Consider the following 25,106-nt stretch of genomic DNA (forward strand, 5'->3'; position numbering starts at 1 on the left):
GTGGAGCAGAAACGCAAGCTCGCGGAGTTGGTTACCCGATATGCAGTAGAAAAGGTTGGCGTCAGCCAGGACGATGTTACCCTGATGATGTATGCCATTCCCTTGGAGAGCATGAGCTTCGGTGGTGGGAAGCTGGTCTCTGACATCGACCTTTCCATGCCTTGGGTAAACAAGTAAGAAGGACTGATCATGGCCTCAACAAACATCGCCTACGCTACTCTGAAATGGAAGCTGCTGACCAAGAAACGCGGGAGTTCAACCCAGGGACTTCCACCGGGGAAAGAGGCACTGGCATGGGTGAGCGGTACGGTGACCCTGATTTATGGTGAGCGGGATGCAATCCTCGTCGACACCTTCCTCTCTGAGGAACAGTCGAAGGAACTAGTGGAATGGGTCGCCGAGAGTGGCAAGAATCTCACCACGATCTATGTGACGCATGCCCACGGGGACCATTTCTTCGGCCTAAAGCTGCTGCTTGACCGGTTCCCGAATGCCAAGGCGGTCGCCAGTCCAGCTATCGCCGAAGGTATCCGCAAGCAGGTCGATCCCGATTTCATCAGGACCTTCTGGGAAACGCGGTTCCCCGGCCTGATTCCAAAAGAACTGGTCGTCCCCGATGTTCTGGAGGGAAACGAGCTGGAACTCGAAGGGCAAAAATTGGTGGTTGTGCAACTTGGACACACCGATACAGTCAGCACGACTTGTCTTCATGTTCCTTCGATCGATCTCGTCGTCTCAGGCGACTGTGTCTATAACAACACGCACCCCTATCTGGCGGAATGTGATGCAGCTGCCCGTGAGGAATGGCTTGCGGCACTCGACAAGGTCGAATCGCTGCATCCCCGTTCGGTAGTCGCTGGACACGGTGTACTTGATCCCGATAGCGACCCGAGACACATTGAGGAAACCCGGAAATACATTCTCGATTTCAACAAATCCTTGCAATCGGCGGCGAGTGCGCGAGACCTCTATGACGCCATGCTTGAGCTTTACCCGGATCGGGTTAATCCCGGGCTCCCTGTGGGCTGCCGCTAACGCCGCAAAGCCTTCGTAATGCCCGGTACAGATGGTTTATGCTCTTCTCAAGCGCATGAACCATCCGCTAGCATATTCGACGCTAATTTTTTGTTCCGCCACGTCTAACACTGTTCGGTCCATAAAGTCTTACTGTGCGATAAAGAATTTGGTTAAAATAAACGCTTGAGTAGGTAGCACACGAACATATCTATTTCCCGTGCGCTAGGAAAATATGACCTATCAGTACATCATTGGTATTGGGTACGTGATCAAGTGCGTGACGTGACTCAAACTCACATGGCAGTATATGTCGACATACTGACCATCAGCATGCAAACTCAACACTGGCAGCATTCGCAAGGTAGCAAATGGAAACACTAGCCTTGTAAATCTGAAATGCTCTTGAGGTCACAGACCATTCTCAATGGACATCTATTTGTAATGCGATGAATAAAGTTGAGCACCAAGCTTTTGCCATTGGCTAGATTTGAACGCCGAAAAATCCATTTCATCAATAGCTTTTAACATATTTCTATGAGAACTTTCACTCAACTCGTGTCCTGCCTCAATAATTTTTCTAAGACATACAATTAATCCATTAATTGCTGTTGGGGAATACGCAATTAATCGTTTTCACAATGATCCAGATTGTCGCGTTGCAATTGCTAATCCAGCCGCTTGTAGCGAAAGCATTAGTCTGCATAGGGCAAGCCATCATGCGATTTATTTGGACAGAAACTATAACGCGGCTCATTATCTGCAGTCGATTGATCGTATTCATCGGTTAGGGCTGGAGTTTAAGTTTTTGCCAGGTACCGCGCCGCTTTAACTGGCAAGCCTTCTTAGAGCAGTATGTCTGCGTGGGATTTTGGGGACGACTCGGAAATGATTCGCCACAAGCTAAACAGATTCTACTGTTCACGATCACCTCCCCTGGAGCAAACATGTCATCTACCGGGGAATTGTAAATAGTTTTCAGATCGGGATTTTAGATGTCGTTAAATATTCTCATTAATTGCTGACTTTTTTCTCATTTACTTCTGAATAATATTGCTTGATTTAAACGTTATTTCTCAATAACTTCTGATTGTTCACAACGGATGTGAAGGTGTAAAATATACGTATAAAAAGCGGCTCATTATTGACAATAATGAGCCGCTTTTTATGTCTGGCCTTTGCAATTTCGTAGGAGGCGCATAGAATCAGAATCGCGTATTTATGCTGTAATCATTGATGGGACGACATACAGGAAATAGTTTTTTTGCACGCGGCATCTCATGTTCCAGTCAGAATAAGAAGAAGTGGCAACTTTATTTATTAGAAGGGGTGGCGCCCCAAGCGTATATGCAGCCACAAAATTAGAGGTAACATTAAACCGATCATCCAGTGTGCCACAGACCAGTAAGGGCGCAAGGCTTCGCTAGCGAAGTAATACAGGGCATAGCCTGTCAGCGCCAGCCAGACGAAGGTGAAAATCATACTCCAGCCACTATTGCGATTCCGCCGTGCACGGTGGGCACGCCGCATGTGCTGGAACAGCAAACCGCCTGTAAGGAAACTCAGAGGAATGATGAACGCCCCATGGGCTTGCATGGCCCAGTGTTCCAACGGATGAATATTTTCACCAAACTCACCCGCAACACGCAAGTAGTAATGCGCCAACAACCAGGCAATTCCGCTGATGAACAGCGCTGTCACCAGCGCGTATTGCGCGTATCTGTGCCAGCTTTCAAGCTTGAAATGCTGGCTGGTGGCAGCCCTCAAAGGACGGTGATGCAGGCTGTGTTTATTGGTACGCATGTAAGGCAATCTGGCAGGGGAACAGGTTCAAATTATAAAAGCTTCTGCATCATACAGGGACAAACACGGGTGCTGTACATTGCCGCTAGCCGCAATCACCTTGGTCAGCGCATCGGCCAATAAGCAATTTGGTGCGACGACGGTGTAGCTATGCTGATCAACAATTGCCTTGCCTATAATTGGGTGTACCAGCGCACTCAACACACTCCCTGCCCTGTCTTTGCGAGAAAAATAGCTGGCCGAAGTCGCCATGGCACTATCGGCCAGTTGCACTTGTCTTGCTGCACTTTGCGGATAAGCTGGATCACGTATCAACACAGTCTGAGCCTGGCCCAGCACACGTAAATCTCCGCCAGCATTCACGCAGGCATGTCGCACACCATGCGCCTGCAAGGCAGCAATGGCACAATCAACAGCATAACCTTTTGCAATGCCGCCCAAGTCCAGCCAGTCATCACTACATTTTTCAATCTCACCATCAGATGGCAGGTCATACATCTCTGCAACGTCGCTGGGAGTAGTACAGGAGCGTACTGTTGCAGGGGCAGGCAAATAACCCCATTCAACCAGACGCCTGGCGACACGGATATCAAACAGACCTTCTGATACTTGATGCAATTGCTTGGCAGCGATCAGTACCTTAGCAGTATGAGCACTAATTTCTAGCAGTGCACCAACAGCCGCCTGGTTATAACGGCTAATGTCACTGTCCGGTGTATGAAAGCTCATCAGATGATGGATTTCATGTATCGCCGCAAAACCTGCCTGGAAGGCCGCATGGCTTTGCAACTCATCCAGATCATCGTGCAAACTGATTTCAACCAGCGTACCCAGTCCTGGTTGGGCACGGCGTTTCATTTCTTAAGGACGACCTGGGCAATCGCCGCTATACGCCTCACCCCATCAGTGACATGTGCACAAGACAAGGTAGCACCACTGATATTAGCAATACCCTCACCTATCGCCAGTCCACTGGTAGCTGTCTTGCCAACAAATTGCTTGCGCCAGTTGGCATTACGAATTTCGAAACCATGACTTTCGCGATAAGCGAGTATTTCAACCTGACGCACACTAGTATCTGCTTGCAAGCCCACGGCATAGGAAATCAATTCAAACTTGCCTATCACATCATCAAATACGATGTAACCCAGCAATTTATCGTCCTTGTAAGCAGCGACTGCGCGCCAGGCAACGGAGCGCGTGGGCAGGCCTGCCAGTTTTTCTACCTGCTTCATTTGTGCCGCATCAAGCTGCAACGGTAATGGTTTAAAACTGCTGGCGTCGGGAAATATCGTCTGCTGTGCCTGCTCCATACTCAGGTATTGCGTAGCAAAAGCATTGCCACTGATGCCAGCAACAGCAATTAAGGATAAGGGAGCAAGCTTGGACATAAATTCATATCAGAAAGAGTAACCGGCGCCGAGATTATAACGATCACGGCTACTGTCCTGTTTAAATTTCTGATAATCCGCCTTCAGTACCACACCCTCACCGATCTTGAAGCTGGCACCGACCGTAGTCACTTTTTCATCCGGACCAGTGGCAACACCCAAACCCAAAGGCATGGCTGAATAAGATTTGGCAGTATTAAACTGTTCATAACGCAGGAAAGGTGTCAGGCTATAGTCTTCATTCTTCCACAGTTGGTAAGCACCCTGCAGATACCAGCCTGCAAATGCCGACGGTACCGGATTGGGTTGACCAACAAAAGTCAGGTTCAGGGCATCGGTATTACTGATGGTGCCACGTGCATACAAGGCAGTCAGGTCAAGCTTGCCTGGATTGTAGCGGGCATGCACATCCCACAGTGTGACGCGTGCATCATTTGCTGCAAAGTCAGTCGTGGCGTGACCAACCTTGCCAGAAAATATCGATCCCCCCAACAACAGACCAGGTACACCACGCCAATTAGCGGCTGCATGCATGCTCAGGTCACGCGATTTGGCCTGTTGGCCTTCTTGGTGGATGGCGCGCAAAGGTGATTCACGGCCATCACTTGAATTGGCATCCCACTTGGTCAAATCAAAACCGGTGGTCAGACCAATGTCCCAGCTCAGGCCATTGTCGTGAGAGCCGGACAAGCCAAAACCTGCTTCACGCCAGGTCGAGGGAATAATCGCAGTTTCGACAAAATTACGTTGTACACCATAGTAAGCAGTCGGTTCGTGACTGGTATTGATGAAGCCTACCGGCATCAGGAACAAGCCTGCCTTGGCAGACAGGCCAGGTTTGATTTCATGCTCGACATACAATTGTTCGACTTCGCTCTCGCCATTGTCGCTTTTGGAAGTAACCGCATGCTCCCATTCAAACTCGGCCACCATTTTGGTTTTTTCACTGAAGCGATGGGTGATACCTATCACCGCGCGTGCGACATCCGTTTGTGCCTGGTTACTGGCTTCACGCGGGCGGGTGTAATTAATTTCGCCATAACTGCTGACGACAGTTTGTTGCATAGCTTTGTGTAAGCCTTCATTGCCACTGTCAGTAGTTTGGGCTGACGCCAACGGTGCAATTGGCGCGACAGGTGAGACCGTCTGCGCCTTGGCTGCATTACTGATCATGACATCTTGTTTTTGCTCAACCACTTCTGTTTTTCTGCGAGTTGCCGCCAGTTCCGTCTTGATGGCTTCCAGCTCTGCCGCCAGCTTTTCTATTTTTTGTAGCAATTCGGCTTCACCAGCATGAACAGGAGCAGCAAATGCGCCAGAGATCAGGGTTACTAAGGTAGCTTTGGCTAAGAATGATTTTTTCATGGTGGTTTTCCAGTTATTCAAAATTTCTATGTGACGTTGACCAGTTCAATGGCTCAAGGTTTGTAGCCGTCATTGAGTGTTGCCAGGAACTTGACAACATCATCCACTTCATCCTGCGACAAGGCCGCGGCCATGCCGCGTTGGCGGTTGTAGGGCACTTCCTTGGTATTCACATTGCCAATATAAGCGGCTGGCAAGTCATTGAACTTGATGACATTACCGTCAGCGCCGTAGGGGAACCACTCTTCAGGATTGGTATCGCGACGCACATAAAAACTCACCGTTTCCCGCAAAGTCTTGAATTTGCCGTTATGGAAAAAAACTTTACGGGTTGCCACATTGCGCAGAGTTGGTACCTTGAAAGCGCCACACAAGTCAGCACGTGTAGTGAGATCGGTACGATCTGGACCACACAGACCCAAATCAAAATAAGCGGGGTTCGCAGTGGCCGGAATGTCTGTATTGCGCGGCATACCGAGATTATCGAAGGTGAAATCTGTAAACAAAGGCGCGGCACCATTCGCCCCTTTACTGCTGGCGTGGCAAGCCGCGCAATTGCCTTTGACTGGATTGTTGAATAATGCAAGACCACGCAACTCTGCATCATTTAGCTTAACGCGACCAGCGAGGAACTGATCATACTTTGAGTCATAGGGATGAAATTCGCTGTCCTCTTTCTGGTATTGCTGCAGGGCGAACAAAATACGCTCAAACGCTGTATCAGTATTGTCAAAAATAGCGTTCCCAAAGGTCGACCTGAATTCGTTCACGTAAATTGCTCTTTGCAGTTTTGCGACTACATCTGCCCTGTCTTTATTGGCCATTTCATGTGCTGCCAGGAGAGGTGTTTCTGCCTGTTGCGCCAACGTATTAGCCCTGCCGTCGCGGGTAAAACCACCTGTAGGTGTGCCATCGGCTGCAAAAAAGAAAGCTGGTGTCAGATCCAGGTAGCGCAAGGATGGCACGGCGCGAAAACCTGGCACGTCGAGATTTGGTCCTCCCAGTTGCACGCTCAGGTTATTCTTTTGTGCATGGGCATTGTCAGCATCATGACAAGTTGCACAAGACATCTTGCCAGAAGCTGACAAGCTCGCATCCTTGAAGATTTTCTCACCCAATTGCGCCGCCGCACTCATACTGACATCAGGGACTACAGATGTACTACTGACGGCGGTATTGCTACCACCTCCCCCACACGCAGCCAAACTCAACACAAGTCCGGTAATAACCGTAGCAGGCAGCTGTTGAGAAAAATAAGGTAGCGCGACAATCCTTTTCAGGATATCTGAAGTAAATGACATCGTTGAATCCGTAGGTGTGTCCTGGAAGGAGAAATATAAATGTAAATGAGAATGATTGTTATTATAAGTTAATAATCATTCACCAAGCAAGCTCTGCAACCTATCTGTTGCAGATTGGCACTAAAATCTGGTCCTATACCACCCGAAACAATGTATTCGCCGCCCTGTATTTAAAAGGACCGTAATTCTTGGAGGCAATGAATTTTCCAAAGACAGAAGCGTCGCCGAGAATTGGGAAAAAATTGGTGTGGAACTCGATTGCGTACCCACAATGCAGAAGATAGGTATTGGCGGGGTCATCAGTACTAACGTAGATAGCACAGATTGTATCTGAGCGGCATTCGTGCAAAAGTTGAAGCGGATTAATCGAGAGAGATGGGGGCGGTGTCTATTTCATTAGATTGCACCTGCTGCATGTTGAGCAGCATGCGTTTTACATTCCACCTGTCTTGCGCACAGATACGATCCAACTACCATACTGATTAGCATGTGCACGAGGTGGAGATGGATGATGGATGTGAAAGTTTAAGAATAGAAGAGTTAAAAAAATGGCTCATTATTTTCAAGATAATGGGCCGTTTTTATATTTGTCCTAGGTTGGTATTTTCGTAGATTGGCTACGCTTCATCACTTCAGGATGGTTGCTTTCCCGCCGATCAAGAAATTCAACTTTCCTCTCAAACAACATCACCTGTAAATCAAGATAAACACGTCTGCATGATATTACGGCGTCATCATCCCCCGAACTTGCGCCGGACTCAAACCCAACACCCGACGCATGCTGCGGGTCAGGTGGCTGGGGTGGGCGAAGCCTGTTTCCATGGCTATTTCTGTCATGCTCTGTTTACCTTCCAGCATGAGCTGGCGTGCGCGGTGCAGGCGTCGCTGCATGACATAGCTATGTACAGGCATGCCTGTTGCCTGTCTGAACAGTGACTTGAAGTGTGACAGGCTGAAGCCGGCCACGGCAGCGAGTTCGGCAAGGCTGAGGTCGCTATCCAGATGTGTCTCTACATAATCGATGACGTGGCGCAGTCGCCAGGCCGGTAAGCTGCGGCCCGCTACCGGGTCTGGGGCTGGCTTGCGTGACTGCACGGCAAACAGGCGGGCGGCCAGTGCGACCGCCAGGCTGTCGGCAAAAATACGTCCACCGGGATAGGCGTCGTGGTCCTCTGCCTGCATCATCCAGCCTAAGCGTTCTATCTGTGGGTCACGTATGTGTATGGCTGGTGCCAGCAGAGCATTTTGGTTGCCCAGGTTCATAGCTTCTGCGGTGTCGCTCAGTATCTGCGGCGACAGGCGCAGCAGCAAAGATGTAGCAGGCTGAGTCAGTGTCCAGCGTGTGCTGGAGCCCCCAGGTACGACACAGAACTGGCCATGCAGGCGCACGCCCTGACGTTCATACCTGCCAGCGCCGTAAGACACGGGCACAGGGTCACCGAGATGCAGGCAGAGCACATGACGGGCATCGACAGGGGAATTGAACAAGCCAACTGGTACGGGTGAAGTCAGCACATCGAGCAGAGGCAGATCATGGTTGCCAGCACTGTTGAGCAGCGCTGGCGAAGGATGGGGATAGCATGCAGGTCTGGTCATCGCGCCCTCAAAGTATGCATACCAGAAGATGTATTAATGTAGCGCAAATCATCTGTCTGTGCTCGGGTTCGGCTGTTTGTGCGCGCCGTGGCAAAGCAATGTTGCTAGCATCGTCTCCACTTGCCATCCCATCTGGAGACTGAAATGAAAAGACGACTTTTCTTGCAAATCACCCCCGCTGCCATTGCCAGCCGTGTCGCCGCAACACTGGCACTGCCAGCGCTGGTCAAGGCCGCTGAACAAGACAAACTACAACAGACGACAGATGCAGCCGCATTTGGCGCAATGCGCCGCTTTACTAGTCTGCCCCAGGGCAAAATCGCCTATGTAGAACAAGGCCAGGGTGATGCTGCGCTGTTCTTGCATGGTGCACCGTTGAATAGTTTTCAGTGGCGCGGTGCGATAGACAGGCTATCGCCTTACCGCCGCTGCATCGCACCCGACTTCATGGGCCTGGGCTACACACAAGTTCCCGCGCAGCAATCACTGACAGCCGATGCCCAGTTGGGGATGCTGATCAACCTGCTGGATCACCTGAAGGCCGGCGTGGTCGATATTGTTGCCAGCGACAGTGGCGGCGCGGTGGCGCAACTATTTGCCGTGCGCCACCCAAAGCGTGTGCGTAGCATGTTGCTGACAAACTGCGACGTGGAACCAGACAGCCCGCCGGCAGGTGTGCAACCAGCCATCAACATGGCCCGCACCGGCACCCTGGCCGACGAAACCGCCAAATGGTTGACAGATAAAACCATGGCGCGTGCCACCTTTGGCGCTGCCGTATTCCACAACCCTGCAATTTTTACCGATGACAACATCGTCTATTACGTCACGCCACTGGTCAGTTCACCACTTAGCCGCCAGCAATATCACGCCTTTCACCTGGCGCTGGAACCCAACCCATTGGCGGGTATAGAGGCAGAACTCAAGCGTAGTCACATCCCCGTCAAAATAGTGTGGGGCGGTAGCGACACCCTGTTTTCCCTGGCCGATGCTGAGTATCTTGACCGCACATTTCCACAGTCACGCGGTATACGCGTCGTACCAGAAGGGAAGTTATTCTTTCAGGAGGAATTCCCGGATGTGATTGCGGAAGAAGCCAGACGCTTGTGGGGAGTGTGATGAACATACTGGTCTGCACTGGCGACCCATAGCGATAAACAGATGAGAGCGGAAATCACTGCCGAAGCGAATACCATGCTGCGTTACAATGCCCACCTGCACACCGCATCATTTATCATTGTCAGGAACCCGTATGAACACCGTATTCGCCGCCCCCGTCTTCGACGGCACCGTGATTTTTGAAGGAAATGAACTTTTCAAAGGCAGAAGCGCCGCCGAGAACTGGGCCAAAAAACTTGGTGCAGAACTCGACTGCGCGACCACAGTGCAAAAGATAGGTACCGGCTGGGTCATCTGCGGCAATGTCGATGGCGAAGATTGTATCTGGGCGGTATTCGGGCAAAGGTTGAAGCGGATTAACCGAGAGTGATGGGCTCTTTAGTAGGGTGCGCCATGCGCACCGTGAGATGTATTGTCAACAGTAGACGCTCTTTTAACAGCCTTTGTTGTATCTGGGAAGTATATATGTTTTTGCCAAGAGACATAGTTATGTAGTGCAGTGCTTCTGGAATTCGTAGTTTATGTTTGCATACAACTACGCTAAATCATTCGTAGCCAAGTGCTAAAACAATGATACCGACCCAACATCTTTACCTTCCAAATGCTCCCAAGTGAGGCGAACCAATTTCTTTACGATACTGGGGTCGCACACGCAGAGGGTATGAAGAAATTTTTCCATTTCTTCTGAAAAAGCAACCGATCGAATCCCTGCACTTTCTTTTGCACAGGCAGTAAAAAAAATTTCACTGCCTTCAAGATAAAAACAATAGCGAATCTCGTTTTCTGCCAGCAAATTCTCGATTGAAGAAAGCACCAGCGCATTTGGGTTTGAAACCAGCTTACGAATTTTAATTTCGTCCATTTTATTTTTAACCCTCAAATCTCGGGACGCAACGATAATAACCGTTCATGTGATTGCATTAGCTTATTCACCTCCGTTCACGGCACATTTCCATGCGAGAGAAGGTCATCAAACATGGTGCGCGCGGCGCACCCTACACGTGCGGCTCTTTACTATTCCCCACTCACAAATATTCAACCAACTGTCCACTCACGCTGCGCAGGCGCTGGCTCATCAGTTTTGCCAGTCTTGACAGGATGTGTACAGCCAGCACCGGCCCTTCCTTGATGATGCGTGCGTAGTTGTCTTTGGTCAGCAGCAACAAGACGCTGGCTTGTGAGGCAACGCAGGTAGCGGAACGTTTTTCGCCGTCGATGATGGACATTTCACCCACGGTCTTGCCGTGGCTTACCTTGACGATGCGGTGCAGCATGCCGTCCTGGTCGGACTTGAGTATTTCGACTTCGCCTTTCACCAGCAAAAACATGTAGGTACCAGATTCACCTTCCTTGAACACGACGGCGTTGGCTGACACTTCATAGCATTGCAGATAGCCCGCCAAAGCTTCGATGTCCTTCCACTCCAGATCCGCAAACAACTGGGATTCTGCAATCATGTCGCATATGTCACCACGTTGAAATGTCGTGCCTATCCCCACCAGGCGGAAGCCTTCCAAAACATGATCTGGATTCATTTTTTACCCGTTAATTTAATATTTCTGCTTGTCATAAATTGAACGTTCAACTAAGCCTACTGGCCGGTAGTAAGTTAATTTGGCAAGTTAGCCTGGCACGCCAACTTCGCTGACTGTGATTGATAGTTTATCGCAGTCCGGGCAAAAAAACAGCTGCAGGACGAACTACATTGCGGATCAAAATTGGATCGACGATCACTGCGTCAGTTCATCACGCGGCAGCCAGCTTTGCGCTTCGGCGAAACGCGCCGGGTGCTGCTCCGGTCAATCGTTTAAAGGCCTTGTTGAAGGCTGCCTCTGATTCGTAGCCGACACTATCGGCAATGTCTACCAGAGGTTTGTCCGTGTGGCGCAGCAAATGGCCAGCACGGAACATGCGCCAGCGCGTCAGGTATTCGAGCGGTGATTCACCGACCTTTTCCTTGAAGCGTAGCGCGAACCCGGAGCGCGACATTCCAGCGACTGCAGCCAGTGTCTCTACGGTCCAGCTGGACGCGACATCCTTGTGCAGAAGATGCAAGGCTGCGCCGATGCGGCGGTCTGACAGTGCTGCAAGCCATCCGCTCTCTGTGTCGGAGTCTAGCGTAGCGATATATGCCCGGACCACCTGCACGAAGATAATGTCGGCCAGGCGGCTAACGACCAGGCCAGAGCCGAGACCTCTTTGCGCTGTCTCCATCGCCAGCAATTGCAGTGCAGTCTGGAGCAGATGAGTCTGGCCCTGGTCCATGCGGATGTGCAGCAGCGCCGGCAACAGGTCCAGCAGGGGCCGCGCACCATACGGGTCGAAGTTAAACCAGCCGCTGATCACGGTGGTACCCGCGCCGCCACCACCAATCTGAACCACACCACCGATGTTTGTGCGTATGACATCGACACAGTTAAGCGTGGCGGACTTCAGGTCATCGCGCAGCGAGTATGGCAGACCGTGTGGAATGACGAAACAGTCACCTGTTGCCAGGGCGACGGGTTCCTGGTCAGCCGCGTCTTCGTCAAGCGTCAGCCAGCAGCCGCCGCGCAACATCAAACCAAAGCGCGCCGTGTCGTCACCGCGCCGGGTACTCAGACCCCAGGGGGCCGTAGCCTCCAGCCGCGCATACTGGGCGTTTTCGACACGCATCGCAGCAAATATTTCGTCAAGCGGATCCATGACTGAGTTTTTTTGGATGATTGGACAAAAATTATAGCGCTGCGAGCATTGAGTGTCCATCATCATCACCCTAAAATTGAAGCCAACAGCATTTCGCTCCTTAGCCCGGTGATTAGCAACCATTACCTCACAGGTAATGGTCTGTCCCCCTGGATCTGGATACACTGCGCCCAACGCTCATCTTTGAACAGGATTAATATCATGTCACAGACCGTCCCCCTCTCCCCCCTCCCAACGACTACAACCGCGCCGCCTTCTGCCGTTGCCGAACAGCGTCCAAGTGTGCTTGCACTACTGGTGATGCTTAGCGGTACCTTCATGGTGGTGCTCGACTTTTTCATCGTCAACGTTGCGATTCCATCTATTCAGCACGATCTCCACGCCAGCGCCGGTGCGCTGCAGCTCATCGTCATCGGTTATGGCCTGGCCAACGCGGCGATGCTGATCACCGGCGGGCGTCTGGGCGACATCCATGGCCGTCGGCGGCTCTTTATCATCGGAGTAGGTCTGTTCACCCTGGCATCCGCTGCGTGCGGCATGGCCCCGAACGCAGTCGTGCTGGTCGCTGCGCGCATTGCACAGGGCGTGGCCGGTGCACTGCTGCAGCCGCAGGTGCTGGCGATGCTGGGCCTGCTCTACACCGGGGAGCAACGGGCAAAGGCGTTCGCTGCCTATGGCCTGGCCATGGGGCTGGCGGCGGCAAGTGGCCAGATCATCGGCGGTTTGCTGATCCATGCCAACGTGGCAGGGCTGGGCTGGCGTAGCTGTTTCCTGATTAACCTGCCAATCGGCTTGCTGGCGCTGGCAATGAGCAAACGTGTGTTGCCGTCGATGCAGGGCCAGCGTTCAAGTCGCCTGGATCTGCCTGGCATGGCATTGGTTGCGTTAACGCTGACAGCCCTTGTATTTCCTCTGGTGGCGGGACGTGATGAAGGATGGCCTGTGTGGAGTTTCATCTGTCTGGCGACAGCGGTGCCTTTGCTCTTCGTGTTCTGGACTTACCAGCGTCGACTGGCAGCACGTGGTGGTCAGCCTTTGGTTGCACCTTCGCTGCTGGCTCAGAAGCCCTTCGTGCTGGGCCTGTTGATCACGCTGCTGTTCTTCGCAGGCAACGCGTCGTTTTACTTCGTACTGGCACTGTATCTGCAACGGGGGCTGGGATTGTCAGCACTCGATTCGGGGCTGGTCTTCACCGCGCTTGCCGTCGGTTTCTTTGCAACCTCTATGGCCTCGCCATGGTTCGCAAAAAGGCTGGGACGACACGCCATCTTTACCGGCGCACTGGTGTTGGCTGCCGGCCATGCCGCGCTGTATGGTCTGCTGGGCAAGTTATCCGCTCAGAACGTGGCCATCATGCTGCCCATGCTTCTGGTACAGGGTTGCGGCCTTGGGATGGTGATGACACCCTTGGCCTCAACCGTACTGGCCGGGTTGCCACCCCAACATGCGGGCGTTGCATCCGGCGTCATGGCAACCATGCAGCAAGTGGGGAATGCGCTCGGCGTCGCACTGATCGGTGTCCTGTATTACGGCACCCTTGGTCAGGGTACTGGTCTCGCTATCGTTGCTCGTGCCTTCGGCATAAGCCTGTTGTACCTGCTTGTATTGGCGCTGGGCGTGGCCGCCCTGTACCGATACTTCAGCCAAACCACACTCACCAAGGAACTATCATGAAAATCAATGCTCAACAACTGGCTGACCGTTACGTCGCTGTATGGAATGAAACGGATCTGGCAGCGCGTTGCGACGCCATCGCCCAGCTCTGGCGACCCGATGGCGTTCATTACATAACGACACGCGAAGCGCGCGGCTATACGGCACTGGAGGAACGCATCACCGGCTCGCACAACAAGAATGTGCGTGACGGTGCTTATGTGTTCAGACCCGTGATGAACGCACAGGCACTGCAGGGGATAGTCACGTTCAACTGGGAGATGATAAGACCAGCCACGGCTGAAGTGCTTGCCGTCGGCTTGGAATTTCTACAGATCGACGCGAATGGTCGCATCATCAGTGACTATCAATTTATCGTCTCGTAGGTCAACACATTCAAATATTACGTATCAGAAGGAAAATAGCTTGACTGCCGTTTTCCTTCCCGGATTTTTTTCAGCAAGCGATAATGTTTCAAAGCTCACACCTTGTCGATCTGGAACGCATATCCTTATCGCCAAGAAAACGATAACGACAGAAATTAAAGTCATTTCCTGACGAATCAGCAAACGCATATCCAACCTAATTTTATTCAATTTCGTCGCTAAACTTTCATCACCATCCTTCACTGCCTGCTCCCGCAAAATATATACGACACAAGCACCGCTGTGCTCTGAACCGGACCGCACTTTGGCCAAGCGATCAACATAGTGAACGATGATAAAGCGACGCTGCCGCCTGCCATTTCGCTTACCAAAAATACACATGATTGTGCCTTTGCAAACGTTACTGGCACTGGCATAAGAATTGCGTTCACACAATGCGTAAGCATCTGCCAATGCAACATATGACATTAGCAAAAAATATATTAATGAATCACATAAAACTCATTTCGCAGCAGAAGTTGAAGACAAACATGCCGATTCTGGATGCAGTACAGATGTATATGAAGGCAGGACATTCACCTCAGTGATATATAGCGAAAAACTGCACCTGGGGAAATGCGACACATATTGAATGAACACAGGTGGCCAGCATAGCGGTCACCAAAGGCCAGTCATTTCAATTTCATAGCGGCATAAATAGTCATCATTTACGTAGAAGGGGCATAAAAAAACAAACTTGAATCGAGCGTGCGCACCATGTTTGTGCATGTCTTTGTGCATCAACAACCTGTTGATGCGCTACGCCAGTTTTTTATACATAGGGCTTACGCAGTTGAAGCAATTCTGCGCAGGCCCTTGAAAATGACAAGCGGTTCATCGTTATATGCGCTCTGACATATTTGTTCGTGACGCAGAAGAGATTGAAGCGCCCACAAGGGCGCAAATCCACAGCGATAGCAATCGCTCATGGACGTGATCAATCAGGTGCCAACACCACTGGCTCCACTTGAAACTTGCAGTTTCGACGTTGACTTTTTGCATTAATTTTTTTCCGGTCATAGCGGTATGTGTCGGTTTATTTCGACTACACCCTATTTCACTTTCGAAAGAAAACAACTCTCAAAGGGTTTCGCAAAATGAACAATACTACTCCGCTCCAGATCGATACTTTTTTACCTTACATGCGCAATGTAATCAGGTGTGAACAGGCTCTGCATGAATTGAATTTGATGTGGCGCATGATAGAAGCAACTGCAAAAATGACCTGCGCAAGCGAAGCCAAAGCGGTATTACCAACCATGGCCGCTACACGTGATGGTTTCAATCGTCTGGAGCAGGAACTGGTGACCAGTCTGGTACATGAAAAAGTATCTACTGCATTAGGTGCAATCGGTACCAAGGCACAATATGTGATTGATATAGTCGTCCGCAATTTGTATGAGCGCACTGCCGACATCGGTTTTCTGGCGACTGATAATGAGCTGTGCGCCTTTACTGCCGGCTTACATGATATGCAGGGAAAGATACGTGCCAGGTTGCGTGCTTATCGCAACAAATATACGGTGTACGATGAAATCATTCTGCTGGATGTGGCAGGCAATGTACTGGTGCAAATTGACGAAGCCACCCCGCTGGAAGCCAGCACGGATCCCTTGCTGGCTGCAACCCTTGCCTCAAATACTTACGTAGAAACTTTCAGAGCCAGTGATCTGCGGCCAGGTAAAGAGAAAGCCCTGATTTATTCACGTCGCATGCTGCACCCTGAAACTGGGGTGGTAGTAGGTGTGCTATGCCTGTGCTTTAACTTTGAGCAGGAAATGGCAGGCATATTCAAGTCGCACCGTGACCCATCCGGGCGTGCCAACATGCTGTTGCTGGATGCCAGCAATCAAGTAATAGCAAGTGCAGACAGAAACTGGATACCTGTAGGTGTCAGCGTTCCTGTGAACTACAGTAGCGAACCAGAACTGATGATGTATGCCGGACGCGAATATCTGGTGCGGACTTTTCCGGCTGTGGGCTACCAGGGCTATATGGGACCACCCGGCTGGCAAGGACAAGTGATGGTGCCGGTGGAGGTGGCATTTACTGAAGCCAGCAGCAATCATTTGAACGAATTAAGTCCTTCAGTGGCCGAAGGTCTGTTAAGCCACGCACATTCATTTTGCCCGCCTTTGCACGAAATCATGATGGCAGCTGAGACCATACGTTGCGTGGTATGGAACGGCAAGGTCATGACCGCAGGCCAAACGAATGAGATGCAGAAGCTGAAGACCATACTTGACCAGATCAGCGACACTGGAGCGCGCAGCGATGAGTTGTTTGCCAAATCAATTGCCGATCTTTACGAAACGGTATTGGCATCTGGCATGCGCGACGCAGAATTTGTTTCGCATCTGCTGGTTGATCTGCTGGACAGAAATTTATATGAAAGGGCAGATGATTGCCGCTGGTGGGCATTGACGCCTGAACTGCGCCGGGTATTGGCGAACCCGGAACGGGATTGGGAAACCATGGCCGACGTTAACGGTATATTGAAATACATCAATCGCCTGTATACGGTATACACCCGCATCTTTATTTATGATGACAGCGGTCAGATTATCGCCAGCAGTCAACTGTCCCTGCCCGATCAGGAAATGGACCCAGCGATTGGTACCCATATCGACACAGAGACCCTGTCACAGGTTTTGGCGTTGCGCACAGAGCAGGATTACTACGTAACACCGTTCTCGGCGACCCCCATGTATGAAGACGAGCCGACCTATATTTATCATGCTGCAATTCGTGACCTGGATGACGATGCTCAAGTGATAGGAGGCATTGGTATTATTTTTGACTCGGCACCAGAATTTTCTGCAATGCTGAAAAGCGGCATGGGCAACAAAGACAATACCAGCGCCTTCTTTATCAACCGGCAAGGCATCATCCTGTCCAGTACCGATGCCAGTCGCCCGGTTGGCAGCAGCCTGGAAATTGACGACTCACTGCTTGCATTGGCAAACGGTAGCAGCGCGTCGCGCATTCTTGTTCATGACGGACACTATGCTGTCATGGGTTGCACGGTATCAAGCGGCTATCGTGAATTCAAGGTTTCTGACGGCTATCATGAAGACATACTGGCAATTGTCTTCAATAGCTTTGGCCCGGTACGGGACTATGCCAGCATCAACAAAGCGGACACCACACTCATTTCTGAAGCATCAGTTGAAGCTGATAATGAAGAGTTCGCCACCTTCTTTATTGACAATAGCTTGTTCGCATTACCCTCAGAATATGTACTGGAAGCTTTGCCGGCATCAAAGGTGTCCATGGCATCAATGAATGGGCGAGCGGAACGCATAGGCTTGATCGTACCGGAACGTGATAACGATCAAAAGAATTATGTCTGGGTATTCGATCTGGGCCATGCCATGCGCGGCAAGCCAGTCGTCATCGCCAATCACCATCAGGTCATCATTGTGCGCTTTGGCGGACAAATGATAGGCCTGTTGGTCAGCGGCCTGCACGGCGTACCACAATTCAATCCCGTACAGATCACACCCGCACCTTTTTCTGGCAACACCAGCAGACTTGTCACCAAAGTCATCAAGGCCAATGCTGGCAAGCTGCTGATTCAAGTGATGGACGTTGCATATTTGTTTGCCACCTTGACGACCAGGGAAGACGAATTGGTGGTGACTTGACGCAAACCTGTTTAAGGGTGGTACACCAATCTCTGGAGTCCGGATGTTTGGATGCGCTGCTCGCTGTCTGTCACCGACTGACCAGTTTTTGGCTGCTTTCAGAATAACGCCCACCCTGCACCGCGACGCTGGAAAGAGCACCCTGAATGTCTTGCATGTCACCTGCAGTCAATGTTATATCGGCAGCACCGATGTTTTCGGCGAGGCGGTGCTGCTTGGTAGTGCCAGGAATTGGCACTATCCAGGGCTTGCGTGCCAACAGCCAGGCAAGTGCAATCTGCGCTGGTGTTGCCTGCTTGTGGTCAGCGATTTTCTTGATCAAATCAACCAGGGCCAGATTGGCTTTGCGGGCATCCTGTGTAAAACGGGGAACGGTGTTACGGAAATCTGTACTGTCAAAACTGGTGTTTTCATCAATTGCTCCAGTCAGAAAACCTTTGCCTAATGGGCTGAATGGAACAAAGCCGATTCCCAGTTCTTCCAGCGTCGGCAGTATCTCTTGCTCTGGCTCACGCCACCACAGGGAATACTCACTTTGAAGTGCGGCAACAGGTTGTACCGCATGGGCGCGACGTATCGTTTGTGCTCCAGCTTCAGAGAGCCCAAAGTGTTTCACTTTGCCTTCATCAATCAGTTGTTTGACCGCGTCGGCTACATCTTCAATAGGCACATCCGGGTCAACCCGGTGCTGGTAGAACAAATCTATGCAATCTGTCTTGAGTCGTTTGAGTGCAGCTTCGGCCACTGCCCTGATATGCTCTGGCCTGCTGTCAAGACCGGCTTTCGCATCGGCATTCCTGAAGCCGAATTTGGTGGCGATAACAATCTGATCGCGCAGCGGGGCCAAAGCCTCGCCGACTACTTCTTCGTTAATGAATGGGCCATAAACTTCGGCAGTGTCGAAGAAGGTGACGCCACGTTCGGCGGCAGAACGTATCAGTGCAATCGCCTCTTGCCTGTCGGTAGCGGGGCCATAGCCGTAACTCAGTCCCATGCAACCAAGGCCGATTGCTGAAACTTCCAGACCGGTATTTCCTAATTTGCGCTTTTGCATATAATTTTCCTTTGAATGACAGGCCATAATTCCGGGCCGCGATTTTTGGCAGTTAAACCTCTTGACACACATCGCAGCAACAAATAACAAGCGACACCGATACAGCCTGCTTTGGCTGCACGTGTCATGACGTTAACTGTACGCTGTAGGTTCTGATTTGATTAGATGGCTTGGCCAGCATGTACTTATGAGCTGAGCTCATGAATGCTACCCTGATGGCAGTATCAAACCACTAGAGTGAGAAGGCGATGAGGCTGTGCGTTTCTTGATCAACATTTGGCGAATCACTCATAGCCGATTGTGACCCATCGTTCAATGATAGTTACGTCGCCAGCCTCACCCGCTTGATATCACGTAATGGTGGAGCACCAAACAGTCGTGTGTATTCACGGCTGAACTGGGATGCACTTTCGTAGCCAACGCGTAACGCGGCGCTGCTGGCGTCGATGTCTTCATTGAGCATCAGTTGCCGCGCATCTTGCAGACGCAAGTGCTTCAGGTATTGCAAGGGACTCATGCCTGCAACTGCCCGAAAATGCTGACGAAAGGTGGACGGGCTCATGTGGGCTTTATCTGCCAGATCGTCCATGGCAATATCTTCGGTGTAGTGCTGCTTTAACCAGCTGATAAGTTTGGCAATTTGCTGGCCCGGTGAACCCGCTGTCATCAGATGGCGCAATGCAGTCCCATGCTCACCGTTAAGCAGGCGCACAATAATCTCTTGCTGTATCAGCGGTGCAACCAATGGTATCAGTTGCGGCTCATTCAGCAGGCGCACCAGGCGGGTGATGGCATCCAGCAAACCGTTATCCAAGGTGACGACCGACATTGCCAGTGATGTCGATGCTTTCAGCGGTGCTGAGAAATTCATTTCAGCAGCGCACTGGGTAACGGTGCGGGCATCCAGTGCCAGACCCATTCCCAAAAATGGCTGCGCGCTACTGGCCCGCGTCACATAGGACACTACAGGCAGGTCCAGCGAAGTCACCAGCGATTGCCCGGGTGCATAGTCAAATATTTCATCACCCAGCATGACGCGCTTGCCACCCTGCACGGTTACACCCAGACCCAGGCCATAAACGCACGGCATGGGGTCGGTCAGCTTGCTGCGCCGGTACATCATCAAACCCGGGATCTGGGTCGTGTAGTCACCATCGGTTTGGGCAATATTGCCTACCAGTTCAGCCAGTGTATGGCTATTCGCAGCTTGTGCTTGATGTTCGGATTGCATGGCGTCGCCAAAGAATTCTTGAATATGCACAGCCTACCATTTTCGATGGCGTGTTTTCCATTTCTGCTGATGAATCATCAATTCAGGCAAGAAATACGTCGAATCAGGCAAACGCCTTTTATAACACCGGGCACACAATACCCTTCAATAAAACATTTCAGTAATTCAACGGAACTTATCAATGAAACATGCACTGATCATCAACGCACACCAGTTTTACGAAGGCATTTCCACCGGCAAGCTGAACCAGAGCATGGCCGGCATCATCAAGACCGAGCTTGAAAACCGCGACTATCAGGTCAGGCAAACCCATATCGAGCAAGGCTATGATATCAATGCAGAGGTACAGAATCATCTGTGGGCAGACATCATCATTTTGCAATCACCAGTTTACTGGTTTGGCATGCCGTGGATATACAAGAAGTATGTTGATGAAGTGTTTACCGCTGGCATGATGCAACAGGGCTTTCTGGATGGCGATGGCCGCACCCGTGAAGATCCCAGCAAACAGTATGGCAGCGGTGGCAAGTTGCAAGGCAAGAAATATATGTTGTCGCTGACATGGAATGCCCCCAAAGAAGCCTTTGGCGACACCTCACAGTTTCTGTTTGAAGGCAAGACAGTCGATGATGTCTTCGTTGCCAATACGGCCAATTACAAATTTTGTGGCGTTGATGTTCTGCCTGCTTTTTCTTGCCATGACGTGATGAAGCAGCCAGATATTGAGAATGACATGGTAAGGCTGCGTGCGCATCTGGCGAATCTAATCTGATCAATCTGCATCATCTACATCATCAGCCCCGCACCTTTCTCATTCTGGAGATTTTCATGATCAACACTACGATTAACGGCAAGAATACCAGTGTCGATGTCACGCCCGACACACCTGTGCTGTGGATGCTGCGCGATGCGCTGCAACTGACCGGCACCAAGTTTGGTTGCGGTGCCGCCTTGTGCGGTGCCTGCACCGTGCATCTGGATGGGCAAGCGATACGCTCCTGCGTCACGCCTGCTTCTGCCGTGCAGGGTAAAAAACTCACCACGATTGAAGCAGCGACTGGTGGCAGCGACAAGGTCGGTAATGCCGTCAGCGCTGCCTGGATCAAACATGATGTGGCGCAATGTGGTTATTGCCAGAGCGGACAGATCATGAGTGCCACTGCATTTCTGAAATCCCTGCCACATGGCAAACAACCGACTGCTGCTGAAATTGATTCAGCCATGGCAGGCAATATTTGCCGCTGTGGTACTTACGCCCGCATCCGCGCCGCTGTTGCTGATGCAGCCAAAGCCCTTATCTGAAGGAGAGACCATGTTGCCGAATATCGATTACAGCGAAATGCCGCGTGCTTTGCAGCATATGTTGGAGCGCGACCAGCCCGACCACTCAGTCAAGTCAGCCACACTGACGCGCCGCAGCTTTCTTAAATTTGCCGGCATAGGCGGATTGGCACTGGGTGCTTTCCCTCACCTTGCGCTGGCTCAGACGACGACTGCCTTGAAACCGACACAGCAGCCATCTGCCTTCGTGCAAATTGCCACGAATGGCGAGGTCACGGTCATTATCAACCGCCTGGAATTTGGTCAGGGTGTGCAGACTGCATTACCCATGATACTGGCGGAAGAACTGGATGCAGACTGGAATCTGGTGCGCAGCAGCCATGGCAGCAGTGACGTTGCTTATCACGACCCTTTCTTTGGCATTCATATCACTGGTGGCTCAAATTCAATCAAGAACAGCTTCACGCAGTACCGTGAGCTGGGTGCCCGCGCCCGCGCCATGTTGCTGGCGGCGGCAGCAGTACGCTGGAATGTCGAGGTGGCCACCCTGCGTACCCAGGCTGGTACTGTGATTGCCGCCGATGGCCGCAAGCTGGCTTATGGCGAACTGGCCGAAGCTGCCATGGCCCTGCCAGTACCTGAAAAAGTCGAACTAAAAAACCCCAAAGACTTCCGTCTCATCGGTCAACCGACAAGCCGCCTGGATGCACGCGCCAAAAGTAGTGGACGTCAGGATTACGGCATAGACATGCACTTGCCTGGTCAGTTGACGGCGGTGGTGGCACGTCCGCCGGTATTTGGTGCACGGCTGAAATCAGTCGATGACAGTGCGACACGCGCCATCAAGGGCGTGAATGCAGTTTTCCGCCTGCCGCTGGACCGTGGTGCCGAAGGTGTGGCTGTAGTGGCGGATGGCTATTGGGCCGCAAAACAGGGACGCGACGTGTTGAAACTGGAATGGGACACTGCCAGCGTCGAAAAGGTTGACACAACAAAACAACTGGCCGACTACCGCAAGCTGGCTGACCAAACCGGCCCGCGCCGCTTTGATGCCGACATGGCAGCACTGGACACTGCTCCCAAACATCTGGAAGCGGAATTCATTTTCCCTTATCTGGCGCATGCGGCGATGGAGCCGTTGAATTGCACGGTTGCCTTGAAGGATGGTGCAGCGGATATTTATACAGGCTCGCAATGCCCCGGACTGGATGCCGCAGCGGTAGCACGCACGCTGGGTATCAAGCCTGAACACGTGTCCATGCATGTGCAGATGGCTGGTGGTGGCTTTGGCCGCCGCTTTGCCAGCAGCAGTGACTTTGTGGTGGAAGCCTGCGAAATCGCCAAGGCTACCCGCGCTGCCGGCTTGACTGTGCCTGTGCGCACAGTCTGGAGCCGTGAAGACGATATGCGCGGCGGCTATTACCGCCCCATGCATTTGCACCGCGCCCGTATAGGCTTTGATGACACAGGCAAGGTGCTGGCATGGGATCATGTGATCGTTGGCCAGTCGATCACTGCCGGCTCGGTGTTTGAGCAATTCCAGGTAAAGAATGGTATAGACGGCACAGCCACCGAGGGCATGCGTGACCCCTACCCTTTCCCCATGCGACTGACTGTACATCATCCCAAGTTGAATGTGCCAGTGCTGTGGTGGCGCAGCGTGGGTTCTACCCATACTGCCTTTGTCATGGAAACCTTGCTGGATGACATCGCCCGTGCCACCAAGCAAGACCCGGTAGCTTATCGCATGAGCCTGTTTGGCGACAAGCATCCACGTCACCGCGCTGCGCTGCAACTGGCGGTGGATAAAAGCGGTTATGGGAAGAAGCGCCTGCCCGCCGGGCGTGCCTGGGGCGTGGCGGTACATGAGTCGTTCTCGACCGTGGTGGCATATGTGGTGGAAGCGAGCATGCAGCAAGGCCGCCCGGTACTTAAAAAGGTGACGGCTGGCGTGCATTGCAACCTGGCAGTCAACCCGCGCACTATCGAGGCACAGGTGCAAGGCGCGGCGATGATGGGACTGGGCATGTGTTTACCAGGTGCTGCCATCACGCTCAAGGATGGTGTGGTTGAGCAAAGTAATTTTGGCGACTACACAGTGGCACGCATCACGGACATGCCTGCCTTTGAGGTGCACGTTGTGCCCAGTGCCGAACCACCCACCGGCATGGGTGAACCCGGCTTGCCACCGCTGGCACCGGCCTTTGCCAATGCCATCGCCAAGCTGACTGGCAAACCTGTGCGCCAGTTGCCGTTCAATGTGAGCTAAGCAGAGGAAGAAACCCGATGGAAGATCTCGATACCCTGGTCTTGCGTACAGCGCTGCAATGGCAAGCGCAGGGCTTGCCACAGATACTCGTCACGGTGGCACGCACCTGGGGTTCATCACCGCGCCCACCGGGTTCGCTGATGGTGATCAATAGGCGTGGCGAAACTGTGGGATCGGTATCGGGTGGCTGCATAGAAGACGATCTCACCCATCGTATCAGGGAAGAAGGGGTGCAGGCTGTCTGTGCAGGTAACCTGCCCCTGGTGCTGCGCTATGGTATCTCTGCCGACCAGGCGCATCGCTTTGGCCTGCCCTGTGGTGGTACTGTGGAACTGGTGCTGGAACCTGTGTCTGCCCATAGTCGGCTGGATGAATTGTTGTTGGCTTGTGAACAAAGACGTAGCATAGCGCGCACATTGGATTTGCACAGTGGCCTGGTGGAACTGCGCACAGGTCAGCGCGACGGCATACCCCGGCTGGATGAACACAGGCTGATCACCTGGCTGGGGCCACAGGCACGCCTTATCGTTATTGGTGCCAGTGATCTCTCGCGCTATGTATGCCAGTTTGCCTTGAGTCTGAACTTCGAGGTCATCGTCTGTGATCCGAGAGAAGAATACCGTGCCAGTTGGCAACTGCAAGGGCTTACTGTCAGTACCGAGATGCCGGACGACCTGATACTGCGATTGCAACCCGATAGCCGCACCGCCGTCATTGCCTTGACGCACGACCCCAAACTGGATGACCTGGCGCTGATCGATGCATTGCAATCCCAGGCTTTCTATGTCGGTGCCATCGGTTCACGTCGCAACAGCGAGCAAAGACGAGAACGCCTGCGCACGCACTTTGATATTGCAGAGCCTGCACTGCAAGCCCTGCATGGACCAGCAGGTTTGTATATCGCCAGCAAGACCCCGGTAGAAATTGCCCTGTCCATCATGGCTGAGATCGTGGCAGTGAAGAACGGGATCAGCCAGCCCCTGGCCACGCCGGTGATGGCGGGCAAGTCGCTGTATGAAAACCCGGCTTTGGCTGCGCCATAAACCAACACAAGCTAAGATAAGCTGATTCCTTCACTTGCTTATCACTGCCAGGCATGTGCATTTGCAACCGGCGTCCACAAATAACTGTTGCAATTTAAATACGTCCCTTCACCGGCAAACTTCTTTGTCAAATAAAAAAATCCTTCCTGACTTGATATTAAGTCAATAATAAATTAATATCTTTTTTGTTATCATATTTTTAATTAACGATCCATAGTAAAACGTCCTT

Annotated in this window: 23 protein-coding genes; 11 read left to right on the plus strand and 12 right to left on the minus strand. The window is 51.9% G+C overall.

Annotation, left to right across the window (positions count from 1 at the left end; all coding sequences use genetic code 11):
- The gene (locus tag AC1RVX_RS26310; protein ID WP_493219632.1) at nucleotides 1-177 is read left to right on the plus strand and encodes a tautomerase family protein; all 177 of its coding nucleotides are present in this window, start codon (nucleotides 1-3) and stop codon (nucleotides 175-177) included.
- Between the two features lie 12 nt (nucleotides 178-189).
- Entirely contained in the window at nucleotides 190-1,035 is an 846-nt protein-coding gene (locus tag AC1RVX_RS26315; RefSeq protein ID WP_493219550.1) for an MBL fold metallo-hydrolase, read from the plus strand.
- A gap of 1,299 nt (nucleotides 1,036-2,334) precedes the next feature.
- On the opposite strand, the gene AC1RVX_RS26320 is transcribed toward AC1RVX_RS26315, so the two are convergent.
- The 6 genes from AC1RVX_RS26320 to AC1RVX_RS26345 form a co-directional block, all read right to left on the minus strand.
- Entirely contained in the window at nucleotides 2,335-2,817 is a 483-nt protein-coding gene (locus AC1RVX_RS26320) for a DUF4405 domain-containing protein (RefSeq protein WP_493219551.1), read from the minus strand.
- A gap of 27 nt (nucleotides 2,818-2,844) precedes the next feature.
- A complete protein-coding gene (locus AC1RVX_RS26325) occupies nucleotides 2,845-3,675 on the minus strand; it encodes an FAD:protein FMN transferase (RefSeq protein ID WP_493219552.1) in 831 nt (276 codons plus the stop codon).
- Nucleotides 3,672-4,208, minus strand: coding sequence for an FMN-binding protein (locus AC1RVX_RS26330; protein WP_493219553.1), 537 nt, complete (start codon nucleotides 4,206-4,208; stop codon nucleotides 3,672-3,674). Before AC1RVX_RS26330 ends, AC1RVX_RS26325 begins: the two co-directional genes overlap by 4 nt.
- Before the next feature lie 9 nt (nucleotides 4,209-4,217).
- A complete protein-coding gene (locus AC1RVX_RS26335; protein WP_493219554.1) occupies nucleotides 4,218-5,573 on the minus strand; it encodes a porin family protein in 1,356 nt (451 codons plus the stop codon).
- Nucleotides 5,574-5,626: 53 nt separating this feature from the next.
- On the minus strand, nucleotides 5,627-6,874 hold the full coding sequence (locus tag AC1RVX_RS26340) for a cytochrome-c peroxidase (protein WP_493219555.1): 1,248 nt from the start codon (nucleotides 6,872-6,874) through the stop codon (nucleotides 5,627-5,629).
- Nucleotides 6,875-7,597: 723 nt separating this feature from the next.
- A complete protein-coding gene (locus tag AC1RVX_RS26345; protein WP_493219556.1) occupies nucleotides 7,598-8,470 on the minus strand; it encodes a helix-turn-helix domain-containing protein in 873 nt (290 codons plus the stop codon).
- A 144-nt stretch (nucleotides 8,471-8,614) separates the two neighbouring features.
- Here AC1RVX_RS26345 and AC1RVX_RS26350 point away from each other — a divergent pair, with 144 nt between their 5' ends.
- Complete coding sequence (locus AC1RVX_RS26350) at nucleotides 8,615-9,589, plus strand: alpha/beta fold hydrolase (protein ID WP_493219557.1); 975 nt, start codon at nucleotides 8,615-8,617, stop codon at nucleotides 9,587-9,589.
- Between the two features lie 133 nt (nucleotides 9,590-9,722).
- Complete coding sequence (locus tag AC1RVX_RS26355; protein WP_493219558.1) at nucleotides 9,723-9,959, plus strand: hypothetical protein; 237 nt, start codon at nucleotides 9,723-9,725, stop codon at nucleotides 9,957-9,959.
- 192 nt (nucleotides 9,960-10,151) lie between these two features.
- Here AC1RVX_RS26355 and AC1RVX_RS26360 read toward each other — a convergent pair whose 3' ends face one another.
- From AC1RVX_RS26360 to AC1RVX_RS26370, 3 genes are all read right to left on the minus strand, one after another.
- Nucleotides 10,152-10,451: a hypothetical protein gene (locus AC1RVX_RS26360; RefSeq protein ID WP_493219559.1), complete on the minus strand. Its 300-nt coding sequence runs from the start codon at nucleotides 10,449-10,451 to the stop codon at nucleotides 10,152-10,154.
- A 163-nt stretch (nucleotides 10,452-10,614) separates the two neighbouring features.
- Nucleotides 10,615-11,124 (minus strand): Crp/Fnr family transcriptional regulator, encoded by a 510-nt coding sequence (locus AC1RVX_RS26365; protein ID WP_493219560.1) that lies wholly within the window; start codon nucleotides 11,122-11,124, stop codon nucleotides 10,615-10,617.
- A gap of 211 nt (nucleotides 11,125-11,335) precedes the next feature.
- Nucleotides 11,336-12,274, minus strand: a complete 939-nt coding sequence (locus tag AC1RVX_RS26370) for an AraC family transcriptional regulator (RefSeq protein ID WP_493219561.1) — start codon at nucleotides 12,272-12,274, stop codon at nucleotides 11,336-11,338.
- 201 nt (nucleotides 12,275-12,475) lie between these two features.
- Here AC1RVX_RS26370 and AC1RVX_RS26375 point away from each other — a divergent pair, with 201 nt between their 5' ends.
- Both AC1RVX_RS26375 and AC1RVX_RS26380 read left to right on the plus strand, forming a co-directional pair.
- The gene (locus tag AC1RVX_RS26375) at nucleotides 12,476-13,948 is read left to right on the plus strand and encodes an MFS transporter (RefSeq protein ID WP_493219562.1); all 1,473 of its coding nucleotides are present in this window, start codon (nucleotides 12,476-12,478) and stop codon (nucleotides 13,946-13,948) included.
- Nucleotides 13,945-14,313 carry a hypothetical protein gene (locus AC1RVX_RS26380; RefSeq protein WP_493219563.1) on the plus strand — a complete coding sequence of 123 codons (369 nt, stop codon included), beginning with the start codon at nucleotides 13,945-13,947 and terminating at the stop codon, nucleotides 14,311-14,313. The genes AC1RVX_RS26375 and AC1RVX_RS26380 overlap by 4 nt, the downstream gene beginning before the upstream one ends.
- A gap of 24 nt (nucleotides 14,314-14,337) precedes the next feature.
- On the opposite strand, the gene AC1RVX_RS26385 is transcribed toward AC1RVX_RS26380, so the two are convergent.
- On the minus strand, nucleotides 14,338-14,694 hold the full coding sequence (locus tag AC1RVX_RS26385) for a hypothetical protein (RefSeq protein WP_493219564.1): 357 nt from the start codon (nucleotides 14,692-14,694) through the stop codon (nucleotides 14,338-14,340).
- Between the two features lie 755 nt (nucleotides 14,695-15,449).
- On the opposite strand from AC1RVX_RS26385, the gene AC1RVX_RS26390 reads away from it, so the two are divergent.
- Nucleotides 15,450-17,999: a chemotaxis protein CheW gene (locus tag AC1RVX_RS26390; protein ID WP_493219565.1), complete on the plus strand. Its 2,550-nt coding sequence runs from the start codon at nucleotides 15,450-15,452 to the stop codon at nucleotides 17,997-17,999.
- Between the two features lie 70 nt (nucleotides 18,000-18,069).
- Here the strand turns inward: AC1RVX_RS26390 and AC1RVX_RS26395 are convergent, their stop codons facing one another.
- Nucleotides 18,070-19,053 carry an aldo/keto reductase gene (locus AC1RVX_RS26395; RefSeq protein ID WP_493219566.1) on the minus strand — a complete coding sequence of 328 codons (984 nt, stop codon included), beginning with the start codon at nucleotides 19,051-19,053 and terminating at the stop codon, nucleotides 18,070-18,072.
- Between the two features lie 322 nt (nucleotides 19,054-19,375).
- On the minus strand, nucleotides 19,376-20,284 hold the full coding sequence (locus AC1RVX_RS26400; RefSeq protein ID WP_493219567.1) for an AraC family transcriptional regulator: 909 nt from the start codon (nucleotides 20,282-20,284) through the stop codon (nucleotides 19,376-19,378).
- A 181-nt stretch (nucleotides 20,285-20,465) separates the two neighbouring features.
- Here AC1RVX_RS26400 and AC1RVX_RS26405 point away from each other — a divergent pair, with 181 nt between their 5' ends.
- The 4 genes from AC1RVX_RS26405 to AC1RVX_RS26420 are packed head-to-tail and all read left to right on the plus strand — an operon-like array spanning nucleotide 20,466 to nucleotide 24,877.
- Nucleotides 20,466-21,056: an NAD(P)H-dependent oxidoreductase gene (locus tag AC1RVX_RS26405; RefSeq protein WP_493219568.1), complete on the plus strand. Its 591-nt coding sequence runs from the start codon at nucleotides 20,466-20,468 to the stop codon at nucleotides 21,054-21,056.
- A 56-nt stretch (nucleotides 21,057-21,112) separates the two neighbouring features.
- The gene (locus tag AC1RVX_RS26410) at nucleotides 21,113-21,586 is read left to right on the plus strand and encodes a (2Fe-2S)-binding protein (protein ID WP_493219569.1); all 474 of its coding nucleotides are present in this window, start codon (nucleotides 21,113-21,115) and stop codon (nucleotides 21,584-21,586) included.
- Between the two features lie 10 nt (nucleotides 21,587-21,596).
- A complete protein-coding gene (locus AC1RVX_RS26415; protein WP_493219570.1) occupies nucleotides 21,597-23,834 on the plus strand; it encodes a xanthine dehydrogenase family protein molybdopterin-binding subunit in 2,238 nt (745 codons plus the stop codon).
- Between the two features lie 17 nt (nucleotides 23,835-23,851).
- Nucleotides 23,852-24,877 (plus strand): XdhC family protein, encoded by a 1,026-nt coding sequence (locus AC1RVX_RS26420; protein WP_493219571.1) that lies wholly within the window; start codon nucleotides 23,852-23,854, stop codon nucleotides 24,875-24,877.
- The last annotated feature ends 229 nt before the right edge of the window (nucleotides 24,878-25,106 follow it).

The organism is Undibacterium sp. GW821-FHT11B02 (assembly GCF_058808955.1).